This window comes from Klebsiella sp. ME-303, assembly GCF_007910085.1.
GTDB lineage: Bacteria > Pseudomonadota > Gammaproteobacteria > Enterobacterales > Enterobacteriaceae > Klebsiella > Klebsiella michiganensis.
Window position 1 is genome coordinate 61,940 of record NZ_VOJB01000103.1, and the last position, 21,644, is coordinate 83,583.

General features: G+C 57.5%; 20 protein-coding genes. 15 read left to right on the forward strand and 5 right to left on the reverse strand.

The features are described from left to right. The first annotated feature begins 231 nt into the window (after positions 1-231). From FQK12_RS25490 to FQK12_RS25535, 10 genes are all read left to right on the forward strand, one after another. Complete coding sequence (locus tag FQK12_RS25490; protein WP_004098070.1) at positions 232-570, forward strand: PRD domain-containing protein; 339 nt, start codon at positions 232-234, stop codon at positions 568-570. A gap of 11 nt (positions 571-581) precedes the next feature. Further along, positions 582-944 carry an SFCGS family glycine-rich protein gene (locus FQK12_RS25495; RefSeq protein WP_004098072.1) on the forward strand — a complete coding sequence of 121 codons (363 nt, stop codon included), beginning with the start codon at positions 582-584 and terminating at the stop codon, positions 942-944. A gap of 2 nt (positions 945-946) precedes the next feature. Further along, positions 947-1,246, forward strand: coding sequence for a DUF4312 family protein (locus FQK12_RS25500; RefSeq protein ID WP_004098073.1), 300 nt, complete (start codon positions 947-949; stop codon positions 1,244-1,246). Positions 1,247-1,267: 21 nt separating this feature from the next. Further along, a complete protein-coding gene (locus FQK12_RS25505) occupies positions 1,268-2,044 on the forward strand; it encodes a DUF4311 domain-containing protein (RefSeq protein ID WP_004098075.1) in 777 nt (258 codons plus the stop codon). Between the two features lie 12 nt (positions 2,045-2,056). Then, positions 2,057-2,701 (forward strand): DUF4310 family protein, encoded by a 645-nt coding sequence (locus FQK12_RS25510; RefSeq protein ID WP_004098076.1) that lies wholly within the window; start codon positions 2,057-2,059, stop codon positions 2,699-2,701. A 42-nt stretch (positions 2,702-2,743) separates the two neighbouring features. After that, a complete protein-coding gene (locus FQK12_RS25515) occupies positions 2,744-3,877 on the forward strand; it encodes an amidohydrolase/deacetylase family metallohydrolase (protein WP_014227651.1) in 1,134 nt (377 codons plus the stop codon). After that, a complete protein-coding gene (locus FQK12_RS25520; RefSeq protein ID WP_014227652.1) occupies positions 3,861-4,979 on the forward strand; it encodes a DgaE family pyridoxal phosphate-dependent ammonia lyase in 1,119 nt (372 codons plus the stop codon). The genes FQK12_RS25515 and FQK12_RS25520 overlap by 17 nt, the downstream gene beginning before the upstream one ends. Then, complete coding sequence (gene dagF, locus FQK12_RS25525; protein ID WP_014227653.1) at positions 4,976-5,716, forward strand: 2-dehydro-3-deoxy-phosphogluconate aldolase; 741 nt, start codon at positions 4,976-4,978, stop codon at positions 5,714-5,716. The genes FQK12_RS25520 and dagF overlap by 4 nt, the downstream gene beginning before the upstream one ends. An 87-nt stretch (positions 5,717-5,803) precedes the next feature. Continuing rightward, entirely contained in the window at positions 5,804-6,955 is a 1,152-nt protein-coding gene (locus tag FQK12_RS25530) for a lactonase family protein (RefSeq protein ID WP_014227654.1), read from the forward strand. A gap of 22 nt (positions 6,956-6,977) precedes the next feature. Next, positions 6,978-8,888 carry a BglG family transcription antiterminator gene (locus tag FQK12_RS25535; RefSeq protein ID WP_014227655.1) on the forward strand — a complete coding sequence of 637 codons (1,911 nt, stop codon included), beginning with the start codon at positions 6,978-6,980 and terminating at the stop codon, positions 8,886-8,888. Between the two features lie 54 nt (positions 8,889-8,942). On the opposite strand, the gene FQK12_RS25540 is transcribed toward FQK12_RS25535, so the two are convergent. Next, positions 8,943-9,335 (reverse strand): DUF4280 domain-containing protein, encoded by a 393-nt coding sequence (locus tag FQK12_RS25540; RefSeq protein ID WP_038422892.1) that lies wholly within the window; start codon positions 9,333-9,335, stop codon positions 8,943-8,945. Between the two features lie 576 nt (positions 9,336-9,911). Here FQK12_RS25540 and FQK12_RS25545 point away from each other — a divergent pair. Beyond that, complete coding sequence (locus tag FQK12_RS25545) at positions 9,912-10,397, forward strand: Hcp family type VI secretion system effector (RefSeq protein ID WP_014227657.1); 486 nt, start codon at positions 9,912-9,914, stop codon at positions 10,395-10,397. A 190-nt stretch (positions 10,398-10,587) separates the two neighbouring features. Then, complete coding sequence (locus FQK12_RS25555) at positions 10,588-12,420, forward strand: type VI secretion system Vgr family protein (RefSeq protein WP_038422891.1); 1,833 nt, start codon at positions 10,588-10,590, stop codon at positions 12,418-12,420. A 17-nt stretch (positions 12,421-12,437) separates the two neighbouring features. Here FQK12_RS25555 and nrdG read toward each other — a convergent pair whose 3' ends face one another. The 3 genes from nrdG to FQK12_RS25570 all read right to left on the reverse strand — a co-directional run bounded on the left by nrdG (position 12,438) and on the right by FQK12_RS25570 (position 16,477). Further along, positions 12,438-12,902, reverse strand: a complete 465-nt coding sequence (nrdG, locus tag FQK12_RS25560) for an anaerobic ribonucleoside-triphosphate reductase-activating protein (RefSeq protein ID WP_014227659.1) — start codon at positions 12,900-12,902, stop codon at positions 12,438-12,440. Positions 12,903-13,224: 322 nt separating this feature from the next. Next, positions 13,225-15,363, reverse strand: a complete 2,139-nt coding sequence (gene nrdD, locus FQK12_RS25565; RefSeq protein ID WP_014227660.1) for an anaerobic ribonucleoside-triphosphate reductase — start codon at positions 15,361-15,363, stop codon at positions 13,225-13,227. Between the two features lie 370 nt (positions 15,364-15,733). Then, positions 15,734-16,477: a MurR/RpiR family transcriptional regulator gene (locus FQK12_RS25570; protein WP_032695179.1), complete on the reverse strand. Its 744-nt coding sequence runs from the start codon at positions 16,475-16,477 to the stop codon at positions 15,734-15,736. 260 nt (positions 16,478-16,737) lie between these two features. On the opposite strand from FQK12_RS25570, the gene FQK12_RS25575 reads away from it, so the two are divergent. The 3 genes from FQK12_RS25575 (at position 16,738) to celB (ending at position 19,815) form a co-directional block, all read left to right on the forward strand. Next, positions 16,738-17,046: a PTS sugar transporter subunit IIB gene (locus FQK12_RS25575; protein WP_014227662.1), complete on the forward strand. Its 309-nt coding sequence runs from the start codon at positions 16,738-16,740 to the stop codon at positions 17,044-17,046. Between the two features lie 79 nt (positions 17,047-17,125). Further along, a complete protein-coding gene (locus tag FQK12_RS25580; protein WP_014227663.1) occupies positions 17,126-18,433 on the forward strand; it encodes a 6-phospho-beta-glucosidase in 1,308 nt (435 codons plus the stop codon). A gap of 26 nt (positions 18,434-18,459) precedes the next feature. Further along, the gene (celB, locus tag FQK12_RS25585) at positions 18,460-19,815 is read left to right on the forward strand and encodes a PTS cellobiose transporter subunit IIC (RefSeq protein WP_014227664.1); all 1,356 of its coding nucleotides are present in this window, start codon (positions 18,460-18,462) and stop codon (positions 19,813-19,815) included. A 124-nt stretch (positions 19,816-19,939) separates the two neighbouring features. Here the strand turns inward: celB and treC are convergent, their stop codons facing one another. Beyond that, positions 19,940-21,595, reverse strand: a complete 1,656-nt coding sequence (gene treC, locus FQK12_RS25590; protein WP_014227665.1) for an alpha,alpha-phosphotrehalase — start codon at positions 21,593-21,595, stop codon at positions 19,940-19,942. Positions 21,596-21,644: the final 49 nt, after the last annotated feature.

The following is a 21,644-nucleotide window of genomic DNA, read 5'->3' on the forward strand; positions in this document are numbered from 1 at the left end:
TCACCGTCACATTTTTCGCTTTTCCTGCATGCCGGTTTTCGCCACCGTGACACCGATGATCTTGTGATGTTCATCACGAGAATTGGTTGGGGCGAATACATCCACAATAACTATGTGAAATAGATCACGCCTGCCTTCTTCCTTTCCACTTCGAAGTGGAAAACAACTCGCTACAAACTCTTTGCCCCCGGCATTAGTGTTATCCCCAGAGACATCAACGGGGTAATTCAAGTGAATAACGGAGCGGTAACACACGTCCCAGAGGAGCAGGCCACGCTAACCGAACAGCTGGCCGACAAGATGCTGCAGCAGGTTTTCGCACTATTAAGCCGCCGCAACATCGTCCCCAACGACGTTCAGGAGCAAATGCTGACTTCCCACGTTCGGGCGATGGCCCATCGGTCAATCAGCGGCGAGCCGCTGCCGGAAGTGGATGCCAGCCTGTTCGAAGAGATCTCAGAAGATTCAATGATGCTGGCCCGCGAAGTGGTCGCGCAGTTCGGCAATCTGCCAGATGAAGAAGCCTGGCTGCTGTCCGTCCACTTCGAAGTCGCGAAAGATAACCTGTAAGGAGCACACAAATGGAACAAATCACCGTTGTTATTGGCGATCGCCTGGGTAAAGGACAAAAAGTTGCCGCAGGTGCGGAAAAAGCCGGCGCTCGCGCCGTGGTCGTGCCGGGCGTTGCCGCGGATATGAAGCTGGGCGACATGATGAAGGCGGAAAACGCCACCTTCGGTATCTCTTTCTGCGGCAGCGGCGGCGCAGGGGCTATCACCGCGCAGAATAAGCACGGCTACAAGGCGAAATATGGCATGCGTTCCGTTGATGAAGGCGTCACCGCGATCAACGAAGGCTACAACGTACTGGGCTTCGGCTTTATGGATAAAGAAGAGCTGGGTGAACGCCTGGTTGAGGCCTGGAAGAAGAAGTACGGCGCGTGAGCATGAAAGAGCAATTCACCACCACGGTGAGCGTAACCGGCAAAGGCGAGAGCAAAACGCGCGCTTTTGCCGATGCCCTGAACCATGTCCAGGCGGCGGTGATGAAAACGTCGCCGCACATCTTACTGCGTATTGAACCACAGGACGTGGAGGTTGTTCATGCGCGTGAAGCGGTACGGAAAGAGGCCTTTTTATTCTTCTTTTTGCGCCGTGAGCGACGAACCTACAGCGTGGAGCTGAAGGTCACCGTCACCGTGACCGCCATTAATCTCGATAAAGTGGATTTCGTCACGCAAACCTGATTTTCACCAAAGGGTCAGACTATGTTCCTGATAATTTTAATAAAATCGCTTATCATCGGCGGCCTGGTTGGCGTCGGCGTAGGCGCCGGAGCGGCACGCATGTTTCATGCGCCCACCACGCAGGGGATGGGGGCGTTTCGTACCTTGGGCGAGCTGAATTCATGTGAAGGCGATCCGGCTTCCCACTTCTCATTTGGCCTGGGCTTCTTCTTCAACGCCTGGGCCTCTTCCGTCGCGGCAGGCTCCTTCACTCAGGACGTTGACCACCGCATTATCCCCAACTGGGGGGCGGCAGCGCTGATGATTAAAAACCGCAACGTCGGCGAGACGCTGCACGATCCGAAAAAGATGGCCATCGCCTGCGGCATTATCGGCATGATCGTGGTCGCTTTCCTCAACCTCACCGCCTCTTCTGTACCGGAAGCGCTGCAGGTGACGGCGGTAAAAGTGCTGGTTCCGGCGGCAAACCTGCTGGTGAATACGGTGATGCCGGTCATCTTCTGGCTGGCGGCGATTGATGCCGGTAAAAAATCGGGCTTCTGGGCGACGATTTTCGGCGGCGCGGCGCAGCTGATTATGGGTAACGCCGTTCCGGGCCTGGTGCTGGGCATCCTGATCGGGAAAGGCGTTGAAGAGAGCGGCTGGCACCGCGTCACCAAGGTGATGATGGTGGCGATCGTCGCGTTGTTCGTTCTGAGCGGCTTCTTCCGCGGTTTCGATATGAAGATGATTGAATCCTTCCATCTGACCGTGCCGAACTGGCTGGAACTGATCCACAACTCGCTCAGCGGTAAATAACAGGAGCCTCTCATGGAACAAAATAAAGGTTTTTGGTATGCCGACTGGTCGTTCCCGATCTTTGTTGGCCTGCTCTCCGCCGGCGTCTTTGCCGGGACGCATATGTACTACCTCTACGGCATCGGCGCGTTTAACGAAGTCGCCTTCGTGGCGATGCTGAAAGCGGGAATTGATACCGGGGCCTACGGCGCGGTAGCGGCGTTCGGCGCCAGCTTCCTGTTCGCGCGTATTATCGAAGGCTCGCTGGTGGGGATTCTGGATATCGGCGGGGCGATTCAGACCGGCGTCGGCTTAGGCGTTCCGGCGCTGCTGCTCGGCGCGGGCTTTGTTTTCCCGGTCGCCAACTTTGCCGCCTCGCTGGTCACCGGCCTGGTGCTGGGCCTCGCGATTGGCTACATCATTATCCTGGCGCGTAAATTCACCATCAACCAGAGCGATTCCACCTACGGTGCGGACGTCATGATGGGGGCCGGTAACGCCTCAGGCCGTTTCCTCGGACCGTTGATTATCCTCAGCGCCATGACCGCTTCCATTCCTATCGGCATCGGTTCCCTGGCGGGCGCGCTGCTGTTCTACATCTGGCAGAAGCCTATCACCGGCGGCGCGATCCTTGGCGCCATGCTTCTTGGGTCAATCTTCCCGGTGGCGATTAGTTAAGTCCTGCGGGCGCCTCGGCGCCCGCGTTAACAGGAGAGAGACATGTTTGATTTACTCCTGCGCCGTGCGCGCCTCGTCGACGATACCCTGACCGATATCGCCATCCGGGACGGTAAAATCGCGGCGCTTGGCGAGATTAGCGCGCCTGCGCGCAAAACCCTTGAGCTGGACGGTCGTTATTACGTCAGTGCAGGCTGGATTGACTCTCACGTTCACTGCTATCCGAACTCGCCGATTTACCATGATGAGCCGGACAGCGTGGGGGTTGCTACCGGCGTGACCACCGTGATTGACGCGGGCAGCACCGGCGCGGACGACGTGGATGATTTCTACCAGCTGACCCGCAAAGCCGCGACCGAAGTTTACGCCCTGCTTAACATCTCCCGCGTCGGGCTGATTGCCCAGAATGAACTGGCCAATATGGCGAATATCGACGCGGAGGAGGTGAAGCAGGCGGTCAACCGCTACCCGAACTTTATCGTCGGCCTGAAGGCGCGGATGAGCAGCAGCGTGGTGGGGGAAAACGGCATTACGCCGCTGGCGCGCGCAAAGGCGATTCAGCAGGAAAACGGCGGCCTGCCGCTGATGGTGCATATCGGCAACAATCCGCCCGACCTTGATGAGATCGCCGACCTGCTGACCTCCGGCGACATCATTACCCACTGCTACAACGGTAAACCCAATCGTATCCTGACGCCGTCCGGCGAGCTGAAAAGCTCGATTTCCCGCGCGCTACAGCGCGGCGTGCGCCTTGATATCGGCCACGGCACCGCCAGCTTCAGCTTCGAGGTGGCGCGGCGGGCGATTGCTATGGGCATTCTGCCGCACACCATCAGCTCCGATATTTACTGCCGCAACCGTATCGACGGCCCGGTGCGCTCGCTGGCGCTGGTGATGTCGAAATTCCTCGCCATTGGCATGTCGCTGCCGCAGGTCATTGACTGCGTGACCGCCAACGCCGCTGAAGGCCTGCGTCTTAGCCACAAAGGGCGGCTGGAAGTGGGTTACGACGCCGACCTGACGCTGTTTACTCTCGCGCAGACGCCAACGGTGCTGGTGGATGCGGAAAAAGAGAGCCTTCAGACCGACAAGACTCTGCTGCCGCTTGCCGCCGTTCGCGCGGGCAAGGGCTATCTGACCGAACAAGGGAGCGCGGAAAATGCCTTCGATTTTTGAGAAATATGATTTAAAACAGGTGATTAATACCTCCGGTCGTATGACCATTCTCGGCGTCTCCACGCCGCGGCCGGAAGTGGTGGACGCCGCGATGGCGGGGATGAACCAGTACTTCGAGATGAAAGATCTGGTCAATAAAACCGGCGCGTATATTGCGAAGCTGCTGGACGTGGAAGGGGCGACCGTCGTCTCCTGCGCCTCGGCGGGCATCGCCCAGTCGGTGGCGGCGGTGCTGGTAAAAGACAGCGACTGGCTGCTGGAAAACCTGCACGTGACGCCGATTGAAAACAACGAAATCGTGCTGCCTAAGGGTCATAACGTCAATTTTGGCGCGCCGGTGGGCACCATGGTGGCGCTGGGCGGCGGTAGGCTGGTGGAAGCGGGCTACGCCAATGAATGTTCCGCCGGGCAGCTGGCGGCGGCCATTACCCCGCGCACCGCGGCCATTCTGTATATCAAATCCCACCACTGCGTGCAGAAAAGCATGCTCAACGTGGCGCAGGCGGCAGCGGTGGCGCAGAGCCATAATCTGCCGCTGATTGTCGACGCGGCGGCGGAGGAAGACCTCCAGGCCTACTATCGCGCCGGCGCGGATCTGGTGATTTATAGCGGCGCGAAGGCGATCGAAGGGCCGACCAGCGGGCTGGTGATTGGCAAAACCCAATACGTTGAGTGGGTTAAACGTCAGTCGAACGGCATTGGCCGGGCGATGAAGGTGGGCAAAGAGGGGATCCTCGGCCTGACCTGCGCCATTGAGCACTATCTGACGGCGCGCAAAGAGAGCGGTGAAGAGATGGTGGCGAAGATGACGCCGTTTATTCAGCAGCTCAATACGCTCGATGGCGTCACCGCGCGGGTGGTCTGGGACAGCGCCGGCCGCGATATCGCGCGGGCGGAGATCAAGTTTGATGAAGCGGTGACCGGCGTCGATACCGGCGATCTGGTCAATGCGCTGAAGCAGGGCGAATACGCCATCTACTTCCGTGGCTATAAAGCAAATGAAGGCATTATTGAAGCCGATGTCCGCAGCGTGAACGCGCAGCAGCTGGAGATTGTCTCCCGTCGCATCGCAGAAGTTTTGAACAAGGAGAAAAACGCATGAAACTGACCCCTAATTTTTATCGTGACCGCGTCTGCCTGAACGTGCTGGCGGGGAGCAAAGAGAACGCCAGCGAGATTTATGAGGCGGCGGAAGGTCATGTACTGGTGGGCGTGCTCTCCAAAAATTACCCGGACGTCGCCAGCGCGGTTGCCGATATGCGTGAATACGCGCAGCGGATTGATAACGCGCTCTCCGTGGGACTGGGCGCGGGCGACCCGAACCAGTCGGCGATGGTCAGCGAAATTTCGCGTCAGGTGCAGCCGCAGCACGTCAACCAGGTATTTACCGGCGTGGCGACCAGCCGCGCGCTGCTGGGGCAGAACGAAACCGTGGTTAACGGCCTGGTGTCGCCAACCGGTACGCCGGGAATGGTGAAGATCTCCACCGGTCCGCTCAGCAGCGGCGCGCCGGACGGCATCGTACCGCTGGAAACGGCGATTGCGCTGCTGAAAGATATGGGCGGCAGTTCGATTAAATATTTCCCGATGGGCGGGCTGAAGCATCGCGACGAGTTTATTGCGGTGGCCGAGGCCTGCGCCCGTCATGATTTCTGGCTGGAGCCCACCGGCGGGATCGATCTGGAAAACTACGGCGAGATCCTGCAGATCGCGCTGGACGCAGGGGTAAGTAAAATTATCCCGCATATCTACAGTTCGATTATTGATAAAGCCAGCGGTCACACCCGCCCGGCGGACGTGCGTCAGCTGCTTTCGATCACCAAACAGTTAGTAAAATAGCGCCGATTATCCCTCACCCGGCCCTCTCCCCAACGGGGAGAGGGTTAGGGCGAAGGGAAACCGCCACCGAACCATCAAGGAGTCACCATGCCAACCGCTCGTCACCTGCTTGTTGCTTCACTCTCTCTGCTCGCCGCCGGCGCCGCTGCGCAAACCCAGTACGCCTGGGTCGGCACCTACAACCCCAATGGCGAAGGGCTGTATCGCTTTACCGTCGATAGCCAGACCGGGGCGCTGCGCGATAAAACGCTGGTCGGGACGCTGCCTGACCTGGCCCAGCTTACCGTCTCGGCGGATGGCAAAACCCTGTACGGCGCCAGCGAAGTGGAAAAGGGAGTGGTGCAGGCGTGGCGCATCGGCAGCAACGGTGAACTGAGCGAGCTGAATCAGGTCGCTTCCGGCGGCGCCGGGCCGGTTTATCTCTCCCTGACCCCCGATGGACGTCATCTGCTGGTGGCAAACTACGTCAGCGGCAGTATCGCCGTGCTGCCGGTGAAAGAAGATGGTAACCTGGGCGAGGCGGTGGATGTGCGTCAGGATCAAGGGCCTGCGGGCGCGGAACGCCCGGCGGCAGCCGTCGAAGGCAGTTTTGCCATTAGCGATCATAACGGCCCCCACGCCCATATGATCGCCGCCGATCCCAGCGGTAAATTCGTTTACTCCACCGATCTCGGCCTGGACCGGATCTATCAGTACCGGCTGGATAGCGCCACAGGGAAGCTGACGCCGAACGATCCGCCGTTTATCGCGGCCTCATCTCCCGGCTCCGGACCGCGCCACTTTGTGTTTACGCCGCAGGGTGACGGACTATGGTTGATTAACGAAGAGGCGTCGACGCTCACTTTTTATCATCTCGATAAGCAAAGCGGCCTGCTGCGCGAGGGGAAAACGGTCTCGGCGCTGCCTGCAGAGTATAAGGGCACCAGCTTTGCCGCCGGCCTGGTCCTGAGCCGCGATGGCAAACAGCTGTACGTCGCCAACCGACTGCATAACAGTATCGCCCACTTTACGGTGCTGGCTGACGGCAGCCTGAGCCACCAGGACGATATCTGGACCCGCGGCGACTATCCGCGCACGCTGACGCTGGACAGTCAGGGACAGTGGCTGTACGTCATGAACCAGCGTAGCGACAACATCACCCGCTTTCGCGTCGCGTCGAAGGATGGCAGGCTGACGTTCTCTCCGGACTACACCCCGGTTGGCAGCCCGTCGCAGATGGTGATATCCGCTCAACCCTGAGCCGTAAGAAAAAGGAACTGACATGCGATTTCCCCATCAACGTTTAGCGCAGCTGTTTACTCTGTTGCAAAACGAAACGCTGCCGCAGGAGGAGCTGGCGCAGCGGCTGTCGGTTTCTACTCGCACGGTACGCGCGGACATCACCGCGCTGAACGCGCTGCTGCTGCACTACGGCGCGCAGTTTAACCTCAGCCGCGGCAGCGGCTATCAGCTGGTGATTCACGATCCGACGCGCTATCAGACGCTGGAAGAGAGCGCGCCGAAAGCGCAGCATATCCCGCGAACCGCGGCGGATCGCATCCACTTTTTGCTGGTGCGCTTTTTAACTTCCGCGTTTTCTATCAAGCTGGAGGATCTGGCCGATGCGTGGTTCGTCAGCCGCGCCACCTTACAGGGCGATATGGTTGACGTACGCGAGCGTTTTCAGCGTTATCAGCTCACCCTCGAGACCCGGCCGCGCCACGGCATGAAGCTGTTCGGCAGCGAGGTCTCCATTCGCGCCTGCCTGACCGATCTGCTGTGGGAGCTGAGCCAGCAGGGGCCGCTTAACCCGCTTATTGGCGAAGAGGCGTTTGACGCCAGCGTACCGACGCTGCTGGCCGGCGTGCTGCAGGAGACGTTAACCCGCCATCACGTGCGGCTGACGGACGCGGGGGAGCGCTTTATCTGCCTGTACGGTGCGGTTGCCGTGCGCCGCGTGAGCGAAGGGTATCCGCTGGCCGATTTTAGCGCCGAGGATGTGGCGCAAAACGTACGCGACGCCGCACGCGAGCTGGCAAACACGATGCAGCAGCTGGCGGGCAAACTGCTTGCTCCGGCGGAAGAGGAGTGGCTGTGCGTCCACCTTGCCGCCCGCCAGGTGCAGGACGTCGATCCGGGCACCATCAGCGCCGACGACGATGAAGCGCTGGTGAACTACATCCTGCGCTATATCAATCAGCAATATAACTACAATCTGCTGGACGATGCCCAGCTGCATGCGGATTTACTGACCCATATTAAGACCATGATCACCCGCGTGCGCTACCAGATAATGATCCCCAACCCGCTTCTGGAAAATATCAAACAGCACTACCCCATGGCGTGGGACATGACCCTGGCGGCGGTATCGAGCTGGGGGAAATATACTCCCTACGCCATCAGCGAAAACGAGATCGGCTTTCTGGTGCTGCATATCGGCGTCGGGCTGGAGCGCCATTACAATATCGGCTATCAGCGTCAGCCGCAGGTGCTGCTGGTCTGCGATACCAGCAACGCGATGGTGCGGATGATTGAAGCCATCCTGCAGCGTAAGTATCCGCAGCTGGAAATTGCCGCCACCCTTTCGCAACGCGAATATGAACAGCGGGAAGAGATCGCGGAAGATTTTGTTATTTCCACCGTGCGCATCAGCGAGAAAGAGAAGCCGGTGGTCACCATTGCGCCGTTTCCTACCGACTACCAGCTCGACCAAATCGGCAAGCTGGTGCTGGTGGACCGCACGCGTCCCTGGATGCTGAATAAATATTTTGATGAGGCCCACTTCCAGGTGATAGATACCCCGATGGATCAGCAGGCGCTGTTTGCCACGCTGTGCCAGCAGCTGCAGCAGGAGGGGTTTGTCGGAGCGGAGTTTCATGGGTCGGTGGTGGAGCGTGAGGCTATCGTCAGCACCATGCTCGGTGACGGGATCGCGCTGCCTCACGCCCTCGGCCTGCTGGCGAAAAAGACCGTGGTCTATACGGTTATCGCCCCGCACGGTATCGCCTGGGGCGATGAAACCGCGCATATCATCTTCCTGCTCGCCATCAGTAAAAGCGAGTATGAAGAGGCGATGGCCATCTACGATATTTTCGTCACATTCCTGCGCGAACGGGCAATGGCCCGCCTTGCCGCCACCCGCAGTTTTGCTGAGTTTAAAACGGTGGCCATGGAGTGCGTCAGCCGGTTTTGATTTTTACCGTACGGCCCTTCGCCACGTTTTATGCATCTGTCACCGTTCACAAAATCATGCCACGACCGTCGTCACCTGTCCCGGAAAACTAATTTGAATTACCCCGCCCCATATGCAGATTAACTTCGACTGGGCGGTGAGGGCGGGCATATTTCCCACCAGCACCGTTGGCGAACCCGGCGCCCACGGCGCGGGCGTTGTCGGAATACAGGGCATCGGCGTCAGCACACCGAGCGCCGCGGCGGTGGCGGCGGCAACCGTCGGATTGGCAATACTGCTGCACATCCCGTACGGCATAATATTCACAAACGGTTTGTTATCCATAATATTCGCCATCGGCATGTTGCTGACGAGGGTGCGGCTTGTGGGCAGTATGTTCAGCGTGCCAGGCGCGATGCCAAATGAACACTGCAATAATGCGCCGGTACAAACTCCGGGACAGCTCATGGTAATACCCCCAGTTGCCGCCATAGTCGGCGGACGATGACTCGCGGAATAAACTGATGCGCCTTTATAACCTTAAGTGCCCGTTTATTAGTTTGAACAGATACTACATAACCAAAGTAATAAATAAAGCAGATGCGTTTTTTGATTCACATCACTATTTATAATTTAACCTGTTAAAGCGTTAATATCAGCGAGAGGTTTTCATCGATGTATATTTTGATTGGTTGCTTTACATCTAATTGATTTTGATTAATTACTTGTTTTTAATTTGATTTTTATCAATTTTCACTCGGTGATTGGCAGCGAATAATTTGATTGATATTTATTTGTGGTTGTGTCTTTTATATTGCTTATGGTCGCCGTAAAAATACCATTTGGATAGTATGGCGATATAAGTAGCGCTACGAATATTCTCGTAATAAGAAAGGATGAATATAGGCGAAGACGCTTAGCATTAAAGTTATTGTATTAGTTCAATGTGCGTAAAAATAACGGGAATGTGAAAAAAAACGGTGCGATTCGGCTGATGGCGGAATTGCCGCTACCGGTTGCCGTCTGATTGATAAGGAGTAACCCATGGATGTGATTTTTTTAAAGCTCGACAATATCGAAGGTGAAAGTCAGGCCAAAGGATTTGAAAAACAGCTTGAGATCATGACCTTCAGCCATAACGTGGCGATGCCGGTCACCAACGACGTCAGTAATAATGAACGCACCTCAGGGCGGGCGCATGTCGGTGAAATGTCGTTGACCAAGTTTGTCGATCTCGCGACGCCAAAGCTCAATGAGTACTGCTGTAGCGGGAAAATGATTAAAGAAGCTGTGCTGACGTTGTGCCGTAATGATAACGGTAAAATGCTGCCATTCATCATATATACCCTGACGAATGTCGTTATCTCACATCTGAGCGTTAGCGGCGGTTCCGGCGGCAAGCCGGTCGAAACAATGTCGCTGAACTTTACCAAAATTAAATGGGAAATCAGCGCTCAGAAATCGGATAGTCAGAAAGAAGGCAACGTCTCTTCCGTTTGGGATATGGCGACGAATAAAAAAGGTAGCTGAGGGTGGAAGCTTCGCACCGCCTGCCTTTCCGGTAAATTATACCGCTATAAAATCAAGCTACGTAGCGCCGGGTATCAGGTCGAGGATGAGTAGGTTATCGTTCCTGCGATCGCCATAGGTCGGTGCGATGGTGATGATGTTTATCATCAGGCTGACCGGCGTTAGCGCTGCTGCTGAAAAGGAGTTTCCTATGCCCGAAACCACCATAATAAAACTCATCGCTCCAACCTTAAACGGCCTCACCGCCGCGACCGCGCGCACCGAATCGCAACTTAACGGCCTGACCACCGCGACCATCGCCGCTACCGCCTCTGCGCCGTTAACCCTTAATACCACGCTGGCGGCCCATCTTACCGCCGCCATAAACAGCGCTGACTACGACGGGCTGATCGCCGAAGCGCGCCTGCTTCCGGCAAACGGCAACGCTGTCCGCTATCAGTTTGTGCTGCGCCCGTGGCTGTGGTGGCTGACGCTCGGCAACAACAACCGCGTTTTCCAGAACCTCAGCGCGCAGGAAATCGTCGCGAAAGTGTTTAAGGATGCCGGATTTAGCGACTACACATTCCAGCTCAAAACCCAACCCCAAAAACGCGAATACTGCCTGCAATATAACGAAAGCGACTTCAATTTTGTCTCACGGCTGCTGGAGCAGGAGGGGATCTTCTGGTTCTTCACCCATAAAGAAGGCAAGCACACGCTGGTGCTGGCGGATGATAATAGCGCCTTCCCGGCCATTTCTGGCGGCAAAAAGGTGAAGTATCAGGCAACATCAAGCGGCGCCCGGGAAACCGGGATGATTCGCCAGGTAGAGCTGCGTTTACAGGCCATCGCGCAGGGGGCGCACCCCGGCAATGCTCAATCTGAGCAGCCGAAACAGCTTATCGCCGAAAGCGACTGCGCAGCGCTGATGGCAGGGCACTGGTTTACCCTCGCCGAACATGACGACAAAGCATTAAATATCGACTGGCTCATCACCGCCGTCAGCCATGAATATGACGGTGAACGCTATCGCAACCGCTTTACCGCTATCCCAAAAGCCACGCCGTATCAACCACGGTACGCCACGCCAAAGCCGTTTATGCCTACGCAAACCGCAACGGTGGTTGGCAAAAACGGAGAAGAAAACTGGACCGACAAGCTCGGACGGGTAAAGGTGCAGTTTCCGTGGGATCGGGAAGGCAAAAACGATGAGACCAGCTCCTGCTGGCTGCGGGTTGCTACCGCCTGGAGCGGCAACGGTTTTGGCGCGCAGTTTATCCCGCGTATCGGCCAGGAAGTGGTGGTGAGCTTTATCGACGGCGACCCGGATAAGCCGCTCATTACCGGCTGTGTGTACAACGGCGCGAATGCTCTGCCGTATGCGCTACCGGCGAATCAAACCCAGTCCGGTATTAAAACCCGCAGCGAAAAAGGCTTCAACGAACTGCGCTTCGACGACAAAAAAGATGCCGAGCTGCTGGCGATGCAGGCGCAAAAGGACTTCCAGCTCAACATACTGAACGACAGTCACACCACGATTAGCCACGATGAAATTCACAGCGTCAAAAACGATCGCACCCGCACCATCGAAGAGGGCAACGAAACCGTCACCCTGAAAAAGGGCAGTCGCACGGTGAAAATCGACAAGGGCAGCGACATGCTGGAGGTGAAAGAGAAACGCAGCGTAACGGTGAAGGGCGATCAGGAACACGCCATCGACGGTAATGAGACGCATAAGGTAAAAGGCAACTACACGCTCAATGTTGACGGTAATCTGACGATTAAGGTCAGCGGCACGCTCACCCTGGAGAGCGGCAAAACCCTGGACATAAAGAGTGGGGCGGGTCTTAACGCCAGCGCGTCAGGCAGCATGAAGCTGGATGCCGCCAGCATCGCCAGTGAAGCCAAATCCTCACTGACCCAGAAAGCGGCAACCATCAGCCAGGAAGCTAAGGCTACTCTGACCAGCAAAGCCAGTGCCACCCAGACCGTTGACGGCGGCGGGATGCTGGTGATTAAAGGTGGTCTGGTGAAAATTAACTGATGAACGCCATGCTGGTATTAACGCAAATGATGTACAACCTGGTTGCTGCTGCCGCGCCAGATTAGCGCCGGGTCTTTTAAGTCCTGCACAAATTTGCCATCAACCAGCACGTTGATGAGATCCACCACCTGCATCTGCGCGGCGTTAAGTTCGTCCAGCTTGTAGCCGGTCCACACCCAGATATCTTTGCCGGGGCACTCGGCGCGAACGCGCTGCACCAGCTTAAGGATCTCCGGGACGTTCTGCGGGTGCAGCGGGTCGCCGCCGGAAAGCGTGATCCCCTGGCGCTTAACGCGGGTATCGTTGAGGTCAGCAATAATGCGGTCGGCCATCTCGGCGGTGAACGGCATGCCGGAGTTTAGCCGCCAGGTGCTCTTGTTATAGCAGCCGGGGCACTCGTGAACGCAGCCGGAAACGAACAGGGTGCAGCGAGTGCCCGGACCGTTAACGATATCTACCGGGTAATATTGATGGTAATTCATTTTTCGCTTCTCAATTAACGCCATAGCCGCGTTGGCTGCGCTCGCTCACCCCAGTCACGTACTTAATGTACGCTCCCGGGGATTCCCTCGTTTGCCGCCTTGCTCTGACGCGAATTGCTTTGCGAAAACGGAGGAGCTTTGCATTTGTAAAGGGAACGGCTCCCGGCGTCGCTGCGCTCGGCCGGGCTACGAAGAGCCGCATACGCGGTTGTAGCCCGGATAAGGCGCTTTGCGCCGCGATCCGGGAACAGCTCCTGAGTGGCCGGCCGGTCCCCTCTCCCGGCAGGGGAGAGGATTAGGGGAGGGGCTAAACCACCCGGAATTAACCGATCTGCCCGTTGCCCAGATGCTTCACGCGGCGCTTCACTTCTTCCTGCTTGCCGGCGTTGAACGGACGGGCGTCCGGGCTCCCGAGATAGCCACACACGCGGCGGGTTACCGACACGCGGGAGGCATCGTGGTTGCCGCATTTCGGGCAGGTGAAGCCTTTGCTGGTGCATTCGAACTCACCGGTAAAGCCGCACTCGTAGCATTCGTCGATCGGCGTATTGGTTCCGTAATAGGGCACGTGCTGATAGCTGTAATCCCACACGTCTTCCAGCGCTCTCAGGTTGTGCTGAATATTCGGGTACTCGCCGTAGCAAATAAAGCCCCCGTTAGCCAGCGGCGGATAAGGCGCTTCAAAATCGATTTTATCGTACGGGTTTACCTTCTTCTCTACGTCAAGGTGGAAGCTGTTGGTGTAATACCCTTTATCGGTTACGCCTTCGATCACGCCGAACTCAGCGGTATCCAGACGGCAGAAGCGGTCGCAGAGGTTTTCGCTCGGCGTGCTGTACAGGCTAAAGCCGTAGCCCGTCTCGTCTTTCCACTGGTCTACCGCTTCGCGCAGGCGCTGAACGATGGCGACGCCTTTCTCACGCAGCGCTGCGCTATCGTACATATGCTTGTTGCCGAACAGCGCGTTGATGGTTTCATGAATGCCGATATAGCCCAGCGAAATCGACGCGCGGCCGTTTTTGAAAATCTCAGAGACATCGTCGTCCGCTTTCAGACGCACGCCGCAGGCGCCTTCCATATACAGAATCGGCGCCACGCGAGCCTTCACCCCTTCCAGGCGGGCGATGCGGGTCATCAGCGCTTTACGCGCCAGCTGCAGGCGTTCGTCGAGAAGTTTCCAGAACTCAGTCTCGTCGCCACGGGCTTCCAGCGCGATGCGCGGCAGGTTGAGGCTGATAACGCCGAGGTTGTTGCGGCCATCGTGCACCTGTTCGCCGTCCTCGTTTTCCCACACGCCGAGGAAGCTGCGGCAGCCCATCGGGGTTTTGAACGAGCCGGTCACCTTCACGACCTGATCGTAGTTAAGAATATCCGGATACATGCGCTTGCTCGCGCACTCCAGCGCCAGCTGTTTAATGTCGTAGTTCGCATCGCCGAACTTGTGGTTCAGGCCGTCGCGAATGGCGAAGACCAGCTTCGGGAATACCGCCGTTTTACGGTTTTTACCGAGTCCCGCAATGCGGTTGCGCAGAATGGACAGCTGAATCAGACGCGATTCCCAGCTGGTGCCGAGGCCGAAACCGAAGGTCACGAACGGCGTTTGGCCGTTGGCGGTATGCAGGGTGTTCACTTCATATTCCAGCGACTGGAAGGCGTCGTAGCACTCTTTCTCGGTGCGGGAACGGGCGTAGCCTTCGGCGTCGGGGATGTGCCACTCTTCGGCAATTTTACGGTGCTTATTGAAGCTTTCGGTAACAAACGGCGCCAGTACTTCATCGATGCGGTTGATGGTCGTACCGCCATAAATATGGCTGGCGACCTGAGCGATAATCTGCGCCGTCACCGCGGTAGCGGTAGAGATCGACTTCGGCGGCTCAATCTCGGCGTTGCCCATTTTAAATCCCTGGGTCAGCATGCCTTTAAGATCGATCAGCATGCAGTTGAACATCGGGAAGAACGGGGAGTAGTCGAGATCGTGATAGTGGATCACGCCGCGCTCGTGGGCCATGACCACGTCATGCGGCAGCAGGTGTTGGCGCGCGTAGTGCTTGGCGACGATGCCCGCCAGCAGATCGCGCTGGGTAGGGATGACTTTACTGTCTTTGTTGGCGTTCTCGTTGAGTAACGCCGAGTTGGTCTGCTCAACCAGGCCGCGAATTTCCTGGTTCAGACGACCGCGCTTTTCACGTTGACTATCGCGGTCGTGGCGATATTCAATGTAGGCGCGCGCCAGCTGCTTGTAGGGACCGGACATCAGCTGGTTCTCAACGGCGGTCTGGATCTCGCTGATATCCACCTGAGCGCGGCCCTGCATTTGCTGGCTAACGACTTCTGCGACGGTGGCGCAATAGTCTGCGTCATCGACTCCCGCTGCTTTAGCTGCACGTAGAATTGCTTCATTAATGCGCTCTGACTTGAACGGCACTTTACAGCCATCGCGTTTCATCACATGCGGTGTCATGATCACTCCATAATTTTTTACAGAACAGGTTATCCACAGAGGCGGAAGGTCAACCGAAGCCCCGGGGCGCTGTAGCTGCCGCCGTTTCCCTCCGATCCTGGCCCTTTTTATCCACATCCCATCACCGCCTGAGTACGATGGGAGTGGTGATATAATAGACTATTAATACAATATGTGGGGCCGGAATGCATTTTAAGTTCTATATGTAGTGCTTTGCATCAAAGATGTTTGCAATTTTATTGATGCAGAACAAAGTAAAAAGAGGAGAGCAGGAATGATGGGCGCTTGCGCTTAATGTAAATTTATCCGCTTATAAAATAAGCAAAAATGGGCCCTTAACGCAGGAAATTCAGGCCCAAAAGGAATAACGTCAGGCGAGCAGCGCGTCGTTAAGCAGGTCAACCAGCAGCAGCAGGGCGTAACGCGCGGCCTGAGCATTCTCAGGCAGGGGCAGCAGCGCGGAGGCCATATTGCTCAACGCGTGGTTGGCGGGGGTGAGGGCGAAAATTGTCGCTTCCTGTACCCGGGCCAGCAGGGTCGCGCCCTGCAAAATCGCGTCGGCCTCGCCGGTTGCCAGCACCAGCAGGAGATGATCGTCGCTGAGGGTACTGGCGATCATCCGCATCAGGGCGCTGTCCTGGCAGAGATTCATCACGATCCCGATGGAGAGTAGCTGGTGCTGAAGCAGCGTCGCCAGCGCGATGTCCTGTGCGCCGAGGGCGAAACAGTGTACGGCGCGGGCATTTTGCAGGCGCGTGCGCAGCTTTTGCAGCGTTGATTCGGGCGTGCTCACCAGCTGCTGCTCAAGATGTGTGCTAATCAGGCTTAATTTGTCGCGCCACGCGGCGGGCAGCGCGGCGCTCTCCTCGTTAAGCCAGCTGGTACGACGTTCGCAAGCCTGCGCCAGCTGCTTTCGCAAATCACGAATATCCTCGCAGCCGACGGAGCGGGCAAAGCGGGTAATTGTGGCTGCGCTCACGCCAGCGCGCACCGCCAGTTCATCAATCGAAGCGCTGGCGGTAAAACTTAAATTCTGCAGAATAAATGCCGCGACTCTTGATTCCTGAGCGCTAAAGCGAGTCATGCCTTCCTGTAACTGTCCTACGATATCCATGCTTTCAGCCTCTTTCTCCGCCACCGCCTGATTGAAAATATTTTTCAATTAATGAGGGCTTTTTATACCACGCAACCACGCACAATGCCTGAGATTATTGCCAATTTCTCTTTTATGCCGGAGTAAAGAGGTGAAAAATAACGCTCCGATCACGTACGTGAAAAAAATTTTCATATAGCCTTCACCCATACCGGCACCTCGTCTTATAGTCGATGGTGTCTGTTTAGCGCTCGCTTACGCCAAATCCATTGGGAGGAATTATGCCACGTATCGTCCTGTGCTGCGCCGCCGGAATGTCCACCAGCATGCTGGTTAACAAAATGAAGGCCGAGGCGCAGCAGCGCGCGCTGGGGCTGGAGATTTACGCCGTACCCGTCGCCGAGTTTGAGCGCGAGTTGCCCAATGCCGACGTGATCTTACTGGGGCCTCAGGTGAAGTATGAAGCGGCCCGATTGACGGAGCTTGCTGCACCGCACGGGAAAGCCGTGGCGGTGATCGACATGGCGGATTACGGCATGATGCGCGGGGCCGCCGTCCTCGATAAAGCGCTCGCTCTGCTGAACTCCTAACCCTTTCCCATCAACGCGTTCATTTCGCAACGCCGCTGCGGCCTTGCGCGGGGATCTGTACGCCAAAAATGAGGCCACTATGCAAACATTGAAAATTGCCGTCATCGGCGGCGGCAGCAGCTATACGCCGGAACTTATCGAAGGCATTATCCTTCGCCATCAGCAGATTCCGGTCACGGAACTGGCGCTGGTGGATGTCGAAGCCGGGCGCGAGAAAGTGGCGATTATCGCCGCGCTGACCCAGCGTATGCTAAAGCGCCATGGCCTTGAACAGGTGAAGGTCAGCGTGCATTTCGGCCTCGATGAGGCCATTCGCGGCGCTCAATTCGTGCTGACCCAGCTGCGGGTTGGGCAGCTGGCGGCGCGGGCGGCGGATGAGCGGTTGGGGCTGAAGTACCATCTGCTGGGTCAGGAAACCACCGGCGTCGGCGGCTTTGCCAAAGCGCTGCGCACGATTCCGGTGATTTTACAGGTTGCCCGCAAGGTGGAAGCGCTGGCGCCCGACGCCTTTATCCTTAATTTTACCAATCCGGCAGGGATCGTGACGGAGGCGGTGAGCCGCTACAGCAGCGCGAAAATCATCGGCCTGTGCAACGTGCCCATCAATATGCAGCACATGATTGCCGGAATGCTGGACGCAAAAGAAGAGGAGGTCCGGCTGAGCTTCGCCGGGCTGAATCATATGGTCTGGGTACACAAGGTGATGCAGGGGCGGGAAGAGGTGACCAGTAAGGTCATCGACATGCTGTGTGACGGTCAATCGCTCTCGATGAACAATATTCAATCGCTGCCGTGGCCGGCGGAGTTTCTGCGGGCCCTGAAGGCCATCCCCTGTCCCTATCATCGCTATTTCTGGCTGACGCCGGCGATGCTGGCGGAAGAGATTGAGGCGGCCAAAACCAAAGGCACCCGCGCGGAACAGGTGATGAAGGTGGAACAGGAGCTGTTTGATATCTATGCCCGGCCCGAGCTGGATGAAAAGCCCGAACAGCTGAGCTTCCGCGGCGGGGCGTACTACTCCGAAGTGGCGGTGGAGCTGATTAACGCCATCTACAACAATCTTGGCAAAGAGATGGTCGTCAACACCCGCAACAACGGCGCGATTCAAGGCTTCGATGATGATGCGGTGGTGGAAATTAACAGCATTATTGACGCGCAGGGCGCACGACCGCTGGCCTTTGGCGCGCTGCCACCGATCATGAACGGTCTGACGCAACAGGTGAAAGCCTTCGAGCGCTTGACGATTGAGGCCGCGGTCCACGGCTGCCGGGATAGCGCGCTGCTGGCGCTGGTGAGTAACCCGCTGGTCGGGAATGTGACCGATGCCCGGGCGCTGCTTGATGAGGTGTTAACCATCAACCGCCCCTGGTTAACGCAGTTTAACTAAACTTTTCCGCCTTCGGGGATACCACTATGTCTCGTACTTCATTTATTGAACGCTATGTCATGCCCGCCGCGCTGAAAATCGGCGGTCAGAAGCATGTCCTGTCGGTACGCGACGGCATTATTCTCAATATGCCGTTTATGCTGATTGGCTCGTTTTTCCTGATATTCGCCTACCTGCCGATTCCCGGCTACGGTGAGATGATGACCAGCGTGTTTGGCGATGCCTGGCGCGATAAGATGCTGTACCCGGTCAAAGCGACCTATGACATCATGGCGCTGCTCTCCGCGTTCGGCATTGCCTACCGGCTGGCGGAAAAATATCGCACCCTGGACCCGCTCAGCGCCGGGGCGATGTCGCTGGTGGCGTTTGTGATGACGATCCCCCAGGTGACGCTCTTTACGCCGGCAGACGGTTCGGCGGCGCAACTTGTCAAAGGCGTGCTGCCGGTGGGGATGATTGGCAGCCAGGGGCTGTTTGTGGCGATTGTGATTTCGCTGCTTTCCACGGAGATCTACCGCCTGGTGGCCAGCCGTAATCTGGTGATCCGCATGCCGGAGGGCGTACCGCCCGCGGTGGCGAAATCTTTTCTCGCCCTGATCCCCGGCTTCTGCGTGCTGGCCGTGGTGCTGGCGCTGCGCCTGATCGTTGAAGCTTCGCCGTTCGGTGATATCAATAGCATGATTACCACCCTTATCGGTATTCCCATGTCGCACGTCGGCGGTTCGCTGCCGGGGATGATTATCTCGGTGATCCTGATTGGTATCCTGTGGACCCTGGGGCTGCATGGCGACACCATTGTGCTGGTGTTTATTCGCCCGGTCTGGCTGTCGAATATGTCGGAAAACCTGGAAGCGTTTCAGAATGGGCTGCCGATCCCGCATATCATCACCCAGCAGTTTTATGACCTGTGGATTGCGCCCGGCGGTACCGGAGCGCTGCTGGGGCTGGTGATTTTTATGCTGCTGCGCAGCCGTAGCCAGCAGATGAAACAGCTGGGGAAAATTGCCGCGCCGGGAGCGCTGTTCAATATCAGCGAGCCGATGGTATTCGGCATTCCGCTGGTGATGAACCCGTACTTCTTCCTGCCGTTTATTTTGACGCCGGTCCTGCTGGTGATTGTCTCGTATACCGCGATGGCCACCGGGCTGGTGATGAAGCCGGCGGGGATTGCGCTGCCGTTTACCACGCCTATTTTTATGAGCGGCTATCTGGCGACGGGAGGGCATATTTCCGGCGCGGTGCTACAGGTGGTGAACCTGGCGATCTCGCTGGTGATCTACTATCCGTTCTTCCGGGCATGGGATCGCCTGAAGGCGAAAGAAGAGCAGGCGTCCGCGCAGCCGGAAGCCAGCGCGACGCTGTCTGCGGCCGATCGTATTTAAAGCATATTCCCGGAGGCGGCGCTTGACGCGCCTGTCCGGGCTACCGGCTCGCAGAAGATGGTGAACCCGTAGCCCGGGTAAGCGCAGCGCGACCCGGGACTCTCAGCGCAAGCCGGGTAGGGGGTTACGCCTGCAGCCACCATACCGCTTCAAACGGACGCAGGGTCATATCGGCAGGGCGGTTCGCCGCCTCCGCGTAGTTGCTCATCAGCATCCGCCAGTCGCCGCTCATCGCTTCCGGCTGCCAGCGCTGGAACTCGCGGCTCAGGTTCGCCACGACCACCAGGGTTTGCCCCTGCCACTGACGGCGATAGCACCACAGCGACGGATGTTCCGGCAGCAGATCCTGATAGTCGCCCCAGGTCAGCACCGGCGTGCTCTTGCGCAGCGTAATCAGCTGCTGATAGGCATAAAATACCGATTCCGGGTCCGCCAGCGCCGCCTCGGCGTTAATCTCGCGATAGTTATCGCACAGCGCAATCCACGGCTCGCCGGCGGTGAATCCGCCGCCCTCACCGCTGTTCCACTGCATGGGCGTGCGGCTGTTATCGCGCGATTTGCTGGCCAGAATCGCCAACAGTTCATCCGCATCCCGGCCCTGCGCCGCGCGTTCGATAAACATGTTGTGGCTCTCAACGTCGCGATAATCGGTGATGCGCGTAAAGTGCGGGTTGGTCATGCCAATCTCTTCGCCCTGATAGATATAGGGCGTGCCCTGCATGCCGTGCAGCACCATCGCCAGCATTTTCGCCGCCGGGACGCGGTACTCCCCCTCGTCGCCGAAGCGGGAGACGATGCGCGGCTGGTCGTGATTACACCAGAACAGCGCGTTCCACGCGCGATTGTGCATCCCCTGCTGCCAGTGCCTGAACAGCGATTTCAAGGCCACAAAATCCGGGCGCGCCAGCGTCCACTTCTCGCCGCCGGGATAGTCCACCTTCAGATGGTGGAAGTTAAAGGTCATCGATAGCTCGCTGCCGTCGAGCGCCGCGTACTTCTGGCAATGCTCAAGCGTGGTGGAGGACATTTCGCCCACCGTCATCAGGTTGCGCGGGGTAAAGACATCGCGGCTCATCTCCTGCAAGAATTCGTGCGCTCGCGGACCGTCGGTATAGAAGCGCCGGCCGTCGCCCGCGGTATCCGACGGGAAGGTCTGGTCTTTGGAGATAACATTGATCACGTCGAGGCGCAGGCCATCGACGCCGCGATCGGCCCAGAATTCGCAGACTTTTTTCAGCTCCGCGCGCACCGCCGGATTTTCCCAGTTCAGATCCGCCTGCTCGACGGCGTACAGATGCAGATAGTACTGCTCGCTTTCGGCGTGCCACTGCCAGGCGTTGCCGCCAAACTTAGATTGCCAGTTGTTCGGCGGCGTGGTCGGTTCGCCGTCGCGCCAGATATAGAACTGACGATACGGGCTCTCTTTGTTGAGCGCTTCGCGGAACCAGGCGTGCTCGGTCGACGTGTGGTTCAGCACCATATCCAGCACGATACGAATTCCTCGCGCCTTCGCCTGGGCCACCAGCTCGTCGAAATCGTCGAGCGTGCCGTAGGCGGGATCGATAGCGGTATAGTTGGCCACATCGTAGCCGTTATCCACCTGCGGCGAGACGTAAAACGGCGTCAGCCAGATAGCGTCAACGCCGAGCTTTTGCAGATAGTCGAGGCGGGAGGTCACGCCGCGCAAATCGCCGGTGCCGGTCCCGGTGGTGTCCTGGAAACTCTTTGGATAGATTTGATAAATAACGCCGTTTTGCCACCAGAGGGGAAGGGTATTCATATTGCGTTCCTGCTACAAAAAAGGGGGGCGACAGCGCGCCCCGAAAATA

What these genes read in the sequence shown, in the direction of transcription:
- FQK12_RS25495 (WP_004098072.1), top strand. Translation starts at nt 582, where the DNA reads ATGGAACAAATCACCGTTGTTATTGGCGATCGCCTGGGTAAAGGACAA.
- FQK12_RS25500 (WP_004098073.1), top strand. Translation starts at nt 947, where the DNA reads ATGAAAGAGCAATTCACCACCACGGTGAGCGTAACCGGCAAAGGCGAG.
- FQK12_RS25505 (WP_004098075.1), top strand. Translation starts at nt 1,268, where the DNA reads ATGTTCCTGATAATTTTAATAAAATCGCTTATCATCGGCGGCCTGGTT.
- FQK12_RS25510 (WP_004098076.1), top strand. Translation starts at nt 2,057, where the DNA reads ATGGAACAAAATAAAGGTTTTTGGTATGCCGACTGGTCGTTCCCGATC.
- FQK12_RS25515 (WP_014227651.1), top strand. Translation starts at nt 2,744, where the DNA reads ATGTTTGATTTACTCCTGCGCCGTGCGCGCCTCGTCGACGATACCCTG.
- FQK12_RS25520 (WP_014227652.1), top strand. Translation starts at nt 3,861, where the DNA reads ATGCCTTCGATTTTTGAGAAATATGATTTAAAACAGGTGATTAATACC.
- dagF (WP_014227653.1), top strand. Translation starts at nt 4,976, where the DNA reads ATGAAACTGACCCCTAATTTTTATCGTGACCGCGTCTGCCTGAACGTG.
- FQK12_RS25530 (WP_014227654.1), top strand. Translation starts at nt 5,804, where the DNA reads ATGCCAACCGCTCGTCACCTGCTTGTTGCTTCACTCTCTCTGCTCGCC.
- FQK12_RS25535 (WP_014227655.1), top strand. Translation starts at nt 6,978, where the DNA reads ATGCGATTTCCCCATCAACGTTTAGCGCAGCTGTTTACTCTGTTGCAA.
- FQK12_RS25540 (WP_038422892.1), bottom strand. Translation starts at nt 9,335, where the DNA reads ATGAGCTGTCCCGGAGTTTGTACCGGCGCATTATTGCAGTGTTCATTT.
- FQK12_RS25545 (WP_014227657.1), top strand. Translation starts at nt 9,912, where the DNA reads ATGGATGTGATTTTTTTAAAGCTCGACAATATCGAAGGTGAAAGTCAG.
- FQK12_RS25555 (WP_038422891.1), top strand. Translation starts at nt 10,588, where the DNA reads ATGCCCGAAACCACCATAATAAAACTCATCGCTCCAACCTTAAACGGC.
- nrdG (WP_014227659.1), bottom strand. Translation starts at nt 12,902, where the DNA reads ATGAATTACCATCAATATTACCCGGTAGATATCGTTAACGGTCCGGGC.
- nrdD (WP_014227660.1), bottom strand. Translation starts at nt 15,363, where the DNA reads ATGACACCGCATGTGATGAAACGCGATGGCTGTAAAGTGCCGTTCAAG.
- FQK12_RS25570 (WP_032695179.1), bottom strand. Translation starts at nt 16,477, where the DNA reads ATGGATATCGTAGGACAGTTACAGGAAGGCATGACTCGCTTTAGCGCT.
- FQK12_RS25575 (WP_014227662.1), top strand. Translation starts at nt 16,738, where the DNA reads ATGCCACGTATCGTCCTGTGCTGCGCCGCCGGAATGTCCACCAGCATG.
- FQK12_RS25580 (WP_014227663.1), top strand. Translation starts at nt 17,126, where the DNA reads ATGCAAACATTGAAAATTGCCGTCATCGGCGGCGGCAGCAGCTATACG.
- celB (WP_014227664.1), top strand. Translation starts at nt 18,460, where the DNA reads ATGTCTCGTACTTCATTTATTGAACGCTATGTCATGCCCGCCGCGCTG.
- treC (WP_014227665.1), bottom strand. Translation starts at nt 21,595, where the DNA reads ATGAATACCCTTCCCCTCTGGTGGCAAAACGGCGTTATTTATCAAATC.